The sequence below is a fragment of the Methanobrevibacter sp. genome, from assembly GCF_045611865.1.
Taxonomy (GTDB): Archaea; Methanobacteriota; Methanobacteria; order Methanobacteriales; family Methanobacteriaceae; genus Methanocatella.
This window is the reverse complement of sequence record NZ_JAZKXX010000044.1, coordinates 1-8,384: the sequence shown is the minus strand read 5'-3', so window position 1 is coordinate 8,384 and position 8,384 is coordinate 1. Positions and strand designations below refer to the sequence as shown.

Annotated in this window: 10 protein-coding genes, 1 tRNA gene and 1 pseudogene; 2 read left to right on the top strand and 10 right to left on the bottom strand. The window is 33.6% G+C overall.

Annotated elements, in window-relative coordinates; genetic code table 11:
* Positions 1-189: 189 nt before the first annotated feature.
* Positions 190-274: transfer RNA gene (locus ACKI32_RS04705), tRNA-Ser, on the bottom strand.
* A 197-nt stretch (positions 275-471) separates the two neighbouring features.
* Here ACKI32_RS04705 and ACKI32_RS04700 point away from each other — a divergent pair.
* Entirely contained in the window at positions 472-1,029 is a 558-nt protein-coding gene (locus ACKI32_RS04700; RefSeq protein ID WP_407414000.1) for a LemA family protein, read from the top strand.
* A 5-nt stretch (positions 1,030-1,034) separates the two neighbouring features.
* On the top strand, positions 1,035-2,816 hold the full coding sequence (locus ACKI32_RS04695; protein WP_407413998.1) for a DUF2207 domain-containing protein: 1,782 nt from the start codon (positions 1,035-1,037) through the stop codon (positions 2,814-2,816).
* A 194-nt stretch (positions 2,817-3,010) separates the two neighbouring features.
* On the opposite strand, the gene ACKI32_RS04690 is transcribed toward ACKI32_RS04695, so the two are convergent.
* From ACKI32_RS04690 to rpl30p, 9 genes and pseudogenes are all read right to left on the bottom strand, one after another.
* A complete protein-coding gene (locus ACKI32_RS04690; RefSeq protein WP_407413996.1) occupies positions 3,011-3,976 on the bottom strand; it encodes an RNA-guided pseudouridylation complex pseudouridine synthase subunit Cbf5 in 966 nt (321 codons plus the stop codon).
* A gap of 65 nt (positions 3,977-4,041) precedes the next feature.
* Positions 4,042-4,263 carry a 50S ribosomal protein L14e gene (locus ACKI32_RS04685; RefSeq protein WP_292608596.1) on the bottom strand — a complete coding sequence of 74 codons (222 nt, stop codon included), beginning with the start codon at positions 4,261-4,263 and terminating at the stop codon, positions 4,042-4,044.
* Positions 4,264-4,785, bottom strand: coding sequence for a (d)CMP kinase (cmk, locus tag ACKI32_RS04680; protein ID WP_407413994.1), 522 nt, complete (start codon positions 4,783-4,785; stop codon positions 4,264-4,266).
* Positions 4,785-5,051, bottom strand: coding sequence for a 50S ribosomal protein L34e (locus tag ACKI32_RS04675; protein WP_407413992.1), 267 nt, complete (start codon positions 5,049-5,051; stop codon positions 4,785-4,787). The genes cmk and ACKI32_RS04675 overlap by 1 nt, the downstream gene beginning before the upstream one ends.
* 110 nt (positions 5,052-5,161) lie before the next feature.
* Positions 5,162-5,740 carry a DUF106 domain-containing protein gene (locus ACKI32_RS04670; RefSeq protein WP_407413990.1) on the bottom strand — a complete coding sequence of 193 codons (579 nt, stop codon included), beginning with the start codon at positions 5,738-5,740 and terminating at the stop codon, positions 5,162-5,164.
* Between the two features lie 9 nt (positions 5,741-5,749).
* Entirely contained in the window at positions 5,750-6,310 is a 561-nt protein-coding gene (locus ACKI32_RS04665) for an adenylate kinase (protein WP_407413988.1), read from the bottom strand.
* A 42-nt stretch (positions 6,311-6,352) separates the two neighbouring features.
* Positions 6,353-7,714 (bottom strand): preprotein translocase subunit SecY, encoded by a 1,362-nt coding sequence (gene secY, locus ACKI32_RS04660; RefSeq protein WP_407413986.1) that lies wholly within the window; start codon positions 7,712-7,714, stop codon positions 6,353-6,355.
* A gap of 28 nt (positions 7,715-7,742) precedes the next feature.
* Positions 7,743-8,180: an uL15m family ribosomal protein gene (locus tag ACKI32_RS04655; RefSeq protein WP_407413984.1), complete on the bottom strand. Its 438-nt coding sequence runs from the start codon at positions 8,178-8,180 to the stop codon at positions 7,743-7,745.
* A 15-nt stretch (positions 8,181-8,195) separates the two neighbouring features.
* A pseudogene (gene rpl30p, locus ACKI32_RS04650) lies at positions 8,196-8,384 on the bottom strand (50S ribosomal protein L30); the annotation flags it as partial.

Below are 8,384 nucleotides of genomic sequence, written 5' to 3'. Positions count from 1 at the left end.
TTCCATTAAATAACCTCCATTTATAGAGCGAACCTACGAGACGTAAAATATAGATTCGAATGTTTTGAAAAAATCAAAACACAGTTCTTTCAACAGTTATAAACTTAGCCTATTAGCTAAGAGTGCAATAAATATCAGTTTTACAAGTATTTTTAATTGATTAAAAAAATATAGATAAAAACTAATAAACGCCGAGACTGGGATTTGAACCCAGGAGGGCTGAACGCCCACGAGATTTCCAGTCTCGCGCCTTACCAGGCTAGACTATCTCGGCATAAATAGTTAGCAATACTTGTGCATCATATTGTCTAGAATAATATGATAAAATAATATATTAATTTACACCTATATAAAGGTATTGCTCAAAAGCTAATTTTTCAAAAAACCGTGAGAAAAAACAAAATATTAAATTCAAAATCTAAAAAGAAAACTATATTTTTAAAAGAGATTAATATATAATTAGGTGATAAAATGAGTTGGCTAACAATAATTATACTCATAATTTTAATAGTCTTTATTATAGGAACAATAATACACATGTACAACAACCTTATTGAACTTAGAAACCGTGTGAAAAACAGCTATTCACAAATCGACGTTCAACTTAAAAGAAGAAATGATTTAATACCGAATTTAGTGGAAACTGTAAAAGGTTATGCTGCTCATGAAAAAGGCGTGCTTGAAGAAGTTACAAAAGCAAGAACTGGAGTTATGAATGCTTCAGGTGTTGAAGAAGTAAGCGCAGCAGACAACCAATTAACTGGTGCTCTAAAAACATTATTTGCAGTTGCTGAAAACTACCCTGAGTTAAAAGCAAACAGTAATTTCCAAGAATTACAAGGCGAATTAAGTGAAACTGAAGATAAAATAGCTTACGCAAGACAATTCTATAATGATGTTGTTTTAAAATACAACAACGCTTGCCAAAAATTCCCAAGTAGCCTTCTTGCTAAAATGTTTGGATTTAAAGAAGAAATATTCTTCGAAGCTCCAGCAGAAGAAAAAGCAGTACCTAAAGTTGAATTCTAAAGTTGGTGAGATTATTGAATGTTAAAAAGACATTTGGTATAATCTTACTTTTTTTAATATTATTTTCAACCCTTTCAATGGTTTCGGCTGATGACGATAGAAGTTACACAATCGATCAGGCCGTTGTTGAACTGACAGTTGGAAGTAATGGTCTACTCCATGTGGATGAAAGGTATGATTATTCTTTTGATGGAAAATTCAATGGTGTTTATAGGGATATTCCTCTAAAAAGTGGCGAAAGCATAGATAATATTGAAGTTGCTGCCGAAGGAGCATATCCTGTTTTAGAAGAAAGTGATGATGGCGGATACAAACATTTAAAAATCTATTTATACTCCGATGCAGCTCACACCAAAGGAATAAGAGATTGTGATGTATCAGTTTACATCAGCTATGATATGAAAAATGTAGTTACCCTTTTCAATGATGTTGGAGGACTACAATATAAACTTTGGGGTGAAGAATGGGATGAAGGCGTTGGAAGCCTGACAGCAATCATTAATCTTCCAGGCAGTGAAAACAATACATATTATTTAAATCCTGAAGAATATACTTCTTCTAGCGAGTTAAATGGCGATACCATCACAGCACAAACTACATTCATACCTAAAGGAGAAATGTATGAACTGCTTGTCTTGATGCCATTGGACGATTTCAGCGATGCCACATATGCAAAGCATGTAAATCAGGACGGCAGAGACATGATTATGAAAAACCTAGAAGACAGCATAAACGGAAGGAATTTCTGGAATACCACTTATCTAGTTTTAGGATTACTATCCATTTTAAGCCCAATTGGAGCAGCATTTACATACTTCAAATACGGTAGGGAACCTAAAGTAATGTATGATGGAATTTATGAGCGAGAACTTCCAACAAACGATCCTCCAGAAGTAATCAATGCTTTGATTGAAAATAAATCCAACATCGGAACACCAAATATGAAAGGATTTGAATCTTCAATAATGAATCTGATTGACAAGAAAGTCTTTAGAATATTCAGTGAAGACAATGTTGAAAGTGATACAAAAGATTTGCTTTTAACATTTAACCATGACAAAACAAATGAATTGAGTAAAAGTGAAAGGATTGTCTTCAATACATTGTCCAACTTTGCAGAAAACAACGTTTTAAACTTATCTCAGCTAAATGGACAATTATCATCAGAACATGAGGCAAAATGGTTCATGAAACAAATTGAAAACTGGGAAAAATCAGTTACAGATAGCATCAACACAGACGAATACTTTGATAATACAGGTTCAACACTAATTTCAATAATCTCCGGACTTGGATTTGTCTTTGGTATAATAATTGGTGCTTTGGGACTATTTACAAACCTTGGAAATGGAATTTATGCCATTGCCGGAGGAGTATTCCTGGTGATATTTTCAATTGCATTGAAGCGTCTTGATGATGATATTTTCGGAAGGTGGACTGAAAGTGGCAGAACCTTCTATCTTAAATGGAACAATTTCAAGAAGTTCCTAAAGGACAACAGTTTAATTAACGAACACCCTCCAGAATCAATAGTCATATGGAACAAGTACCTTGTTTATGGAAGCGCTCTTGGAGTAGCTGACAAGGTTTACAAAGCCATGAAACTGCATGTTCCAAATATTCATGAATATGATGACGGATTGTATATGTACCATTACTATGGTGGATACTATATGATGCATCATGCATTTGATACAGGTGTAAGTGCCGCTAATCCTTCTTCAGACTCCGGAAGTTTCGGAGGATTCGGAGGAGGATCCGGTGGAGGTGGTGGAGGAGCGTTCTAGCTTCTTCACAATATTTTATTTTTAAAAAAAAATAAAGGCATCGTGAAGTTGACAGCCCCAAAATATTTTCAATTATAATTTCACTTATTTTATTATTTTGATTAATTTTCAAGCCAATTTCTTAAAATAAATGTTACAGATTAGATAATGTTAACACAATGGAGAGCTCATCAGAAATTTCTAGAAAAAATCAGTTATTTCCAAAATCTTGGATAAGTATCCGGCTTCATAAATACTTTGCTGACGTTAACTGCAAAACCAGAGTCTGCTTCCAAAATCTCATTGGAAGTTAGCAATGAATGACCTGCACCTACCAATTCACCTTTAAGGGTTTCAATAGATACAATATCATTTTTTTGAATATTATCTGCAAGTGAAGCGATTCCACCGCATGCTAAGTCTGCTCCATGGCAAACCGCATCTACCGCCGAATCTTTAATAATGATTTTTGGCAGGTAATCTGCAGCCCGTTCCATCGGCATTATAGCATCACGCAAGAATGATTCATCACCGTCTTCCTTCCAGAAGTGATATGCATCAGTAACATCCTGCAAGGTCACCAAATTGTTTTTCTCATTAAAAGAACCTACCTGAGTTCTTCTAAGCTCCGCCATATGGGCTCCAACGCCTAACGCTTCACCTATATTATGACAATAGGTCCTAACATAAGTTCCGGCTTCACAACCTATTCTAAATAACACGTCACGTCCTTCAATCTCATAAATTGTAGAATAATAAATGTTACGAGTTCTGAGTTCACGTTTTACAGCAGATTTTACGGGAGGAAGCTGAAATATCTTTCCTGTAAATTCAGCAAAAACTTCACGAATTCTTTCTTCGTCAACATCCTGATGGAAAGTTAAAAGACAGACATATTCTTTTGGAGCTGTTAAAAGTAGTTGAATAGCTCTTGTTGCATCATCTAGGCCAACTGGTAGTATTCCAGTTACTTTTGGATCGAGTGTCCCTCCATGGCCTGATTTTTCCAAGTTTAAAATGCGTTTAATCCATGAGTCTATTTCATGAGAAGTTGGACCTGATGGTTTATCTAAATTAATTACACCTTTAGAGATATATTCAGTAATTTCCCTTTCTTCGGGTTTACATCCAAAATCTGGAGATGTAAAACTTTTAGATTTAACAACCATGTCAAATTTCATGAAAAAAACCTAAAAAATAGTAAATAAAAAAAGTTATGAATAATTTTTTTAATTATTCATTGATTTTATAAGTCAGCTAAAGCTGCTTTAATAGAGTCAATATCACCAGAAACATCGATAGAATCTTCGGTTGGTTCTAAGTGAGCAATGTTACATCTTCTGTTTTTAACTGCTTCACCAACAACTTCTACAAAGTTTTCATCGATAATTTCGACGATTGCACATTTTTCACCAGCTTCTCTACCGGCGATTTTTACACATACTCTACCTACTTCGATTGATGCCATTTATATCACCTTTAATGTTTGAATAATGATTTCTGATATGCTTTGAGGATCAAAACTATCAGTATTTATAATCAAATCATAGATTTCCATATTACTGATATCAATATTATGGATTTCCATGTATCTTAAGGCTTCGCTTTTTTCACGAGTAATAATCTCTTTTTTTGCTAACTCTACAGTTTTATCCTCCCTTTGAGCTATTCTTTTTGAACGAACATCAAATGGAGTCATCAAACAAATCCTCAAATCAGCATTATCTACAAAAAATGCAGATAATCTTCCTTCAACGATTAAGTTTTCTGCAGATTTAGCTTTTTCAGCTTGCCTTTTATCAATTTCTTTATCAATATCATCATTACCTTCAGCAAACTCACTGAATTCAAGAACAGTCATCCCATGTTCTTCAGCCATTTCTCTAAAGATAAAACCTGCTGAGATATATGGAATATCTAAATTTTCACTAAGCACTTCTGCTAGTGTTGTTGTTCCTGTTCCAGCTAATCCGCCTATAGTAATTATCATTATTTTCTAGCCTCGTTTTTGAAAAGTTTACGAGCACAACTTGAGCATAAGTACCCACCGTATGGACGGTTAGGTCTTTTAGCTGTTTTTGATAATTTTCCAATTTCGTATGGACGTCCACGTGGAACTCCATGTAATACTGCACCACACTCAGCACAAACATGCTTAGATGGTTTTTTCTTTTTGTATCTTAAAACATTAGCTCCGCCAGGAGTGTTTTTATGAACTCTTTTATATGATCTTGATCTAAACCTATTTGCAGGCATTTAATCACCTTAATAATTTTAATATAATAAATTGTGTAATAGCGTATTCAATATAGAATACTAAAATATATATTTCTCATTATTAATAAATGTATAGTTTTTTAGTGGATTTAGAACCCTTGTTTGAATCCTAAGAATTTTCTTAATATTTGACTCATACCAAAAGTACAAATCATATACCATAACAACCAACCAATTCCAAATGGAATAGTAGCTTTACCACCATATATGAAACCACCAAGAGCGTGCCAAAGAGGTGTTAATGTTACCCAATATACAGTTTGAGGCAGGATGATAACTAAATTACTAATAGCTGAAGATCTCATCCAAAAGAATATTAAAATAATTGGGACAAAGGTTACAATCATTGGTTTGAATTGATTAGACATCATTGCAGTTTGGTCTTTCATCATTTCACTTTGTTCTGCTTGAATCTTAGCAAGCTCTTTTCCGTCCCCTCTTTTTTGAGCGTCACGCATTCTTTTGTTTAAATCTTTCATTTTAGCTTGGTGTTCATTCATTTCATCTTGGTCAACTAAATATTTGTTTGCAACAGTTGTAATCAATGAAACAAAAAATGCAATAATCAAAACTGTCAATGCAGGATTAGTTGGATTTGGATCCAATGCAAGAATCGGATTGAAAATTGAATTTAATGCTGCATAAATCATTCCCATTATATCAGGCATATTAATCACCTATAAATTTAATACATCTACTAATTTAGAAACTGAAGAATTTAAATGATTATCGTGGTTTGTAACAATTTTAACAGTAGCACCAGTTAATGTAGCATAAGCCATTGAAGTGGCTCTGTTCATTTGCTGGTGTAAGTCAATATCTTTTGCTTTTTGAACATCACGTTCACGAGTTTCATCATTTAATCTTCTGTAAATAATTTCATCAGGATAAGCTTCAATTAATACGAAAAGATCCGGTTGTAATTGTTCTAAAACCCATATAGGCAAACCTGGTAAGAAACCAGCAGGAGTGTTAATAGTACAATGAGTATCTACGATTACATTATCGTTTTCAGATCTTTCTTTAATTTCTTTTGCTGCTTTAGCTTGGATTTCTTTTTGAGTTTCAGCAGGTAATTTCCTTAAAGAATCCCTATCTTCAACAATATTTTCTTTAATTGCTATTTCAGTCATTATGTCTCCATAATTTAAGTGGACATAATCGACTTCTTCTAATGCTTTGTTAAGCAAAGTTGTACTTCCAGAACCTGGAATCCCTGTTAATACTACTAATTTCACTTTAATCCCTCACGAGTGTTAAAAGAAAAAAATAGGAAAAGATTAATCTCCTCCTAAAACTTTCCTAAGAAGTGGATTTGAAGACATAAGTTGTTCTTCAGCCATTTCTTCATATAATTTATGAAGAATACCTACAGTAAGCAATACACCGGTACCTCCACCTAAAGCACCAGTTAAATCTGCAAGGAAAGCAATAAGACCTACATAAATACCACTGATAATGGTAAGTGCAGGAATATATTTTTTCAAAATTTTATATAATTGACGTTTACTACTTCTAAAACCAGGTATTTGAATACCTGAAGAATATAGTTGTTCTGAAATCTTTTTAGCATTCAATCCACTTATTTCAACCCATAAGTATGAGAATAACATACAACATGCTATGAAAAAGATAGCATAAATAAGAACATGTATTGGTTCTGTTATAAACATAGTTAAATTAGGTGTTGATAACAACCAAGCGATTCCATCAACTGCTTTACCCTTTTCAATATGTCCTAAAATAGGAACGCCAATTTTTTGGAAAACATTTGCAAATAATGTTACGTTTACAAGTAATGCACTTGTTAAAATAACCGGCATGTTACTTGAGTAAACAAATTTTAAAGGGTATTTACCTACAGCACCTCTGATTCTTCCGTGACCTCTTACACTACCGTGAGAGATAGGAATTTCAACTCTCATAGCTTCTCCATAAAGTACAACGGCAAATACAATAATTGTTGCAATTAATGGGATTAAAACTGAAAGGTCTGGAGTTCCAGCAGCACATGCTTGGATGAAACCAGGAATAATACCTGGGAGTAATCCTTCACTAGTAGGGAAGAAGTTAAAAGTACCTACAATAATTGCTTGACATACACCTGCAGCAATGAATAAACCAATACCACTTCCGAATCCCCATTTGGATACTACTTCATCAAGGTAAATAATTACTAATGCACCAATAACAAGTTGAAGGATTAATAACAAGGTATAAGAACCATCAATAGGTACTAAGTTACCAGTTAATACTAAAACACTTGCTTCAAATACTGTAAATACAATAGACAATACCTTTTGAGTAGCTTGGAAGTGAGACTTATCTTTATGAGATGAAAGATCCAATTCTAAAAGATTTGAACCTACTAATAATTGCAATACAATGGAAGCAGTAACAATCGGACCAATACCTAATGTAAGGATGGAACCAAAGCTTCCAGCCATAACTGCTCTTAATTGAGCAAATTGGTCAATAGCACCTGGTGCTAAACCATATAATGGAATTTGAGTTAAAACGTAATATAATACTAAAATGAGAGCAGTCCATTTAAGTTTTTCATTGAAATCTTCTCTGTGAACTGGAGATTTAACTTCAGGAATGAACTTGAATATTGGCTCTAATGCTTCTAGTGCTGACATACTCTTCCTCTTATAAAAAAGAAAAAAGCTATAATTCTATAGCTTCTCCTCCTAATTCTTCAATTTTTTCAATAGCAGATGCTGAAAATTGAGGAGCTGAAATTTTGAAAGCTTTAGTAATTTTACCTTTTGCTAAAACTTTATCAAATCCTAATTCAGTTACATCAATAACAATTGCATCTCCATCTTTGGATGCTTTACCTTGAGCAATTAACTCATCAGCTTGTTCTTCTAAGTAACTTAAATTAACAGCATTGACTTTTTTAATCATTTTTTGAGGTCTTTTGAAACCATGTTTACCAAAGTGGTTAGGGTCGTGAATTACAGTCCAGGTCCAGTGTTGTTTACCCATACCTGCTTTTCCTTTTCCACCTTTGTTACCTGCACCTCTACGTTTTTTAGTACAGCCTCCACCGTTGGATCTAGAACCTCTTTGTTTGTTAATTTTACGTTTTGTTCTAATCATAATATACACCTGAATTTAAAGCATTCTTTTTGCAAGATCTTTAATTTCTTCTCCCCTGTAACCTAAAGATCCACCTTCTTTTACAGATAAACGGATATCTTCGTATCCTTTTCTTGGAGGGTGTAAACGGAATACAGGTTTAATTCCTACATCAGCTAATTTAACTTTAGATTCAATTAAAGCATCAGCTAATTCTGCGATATC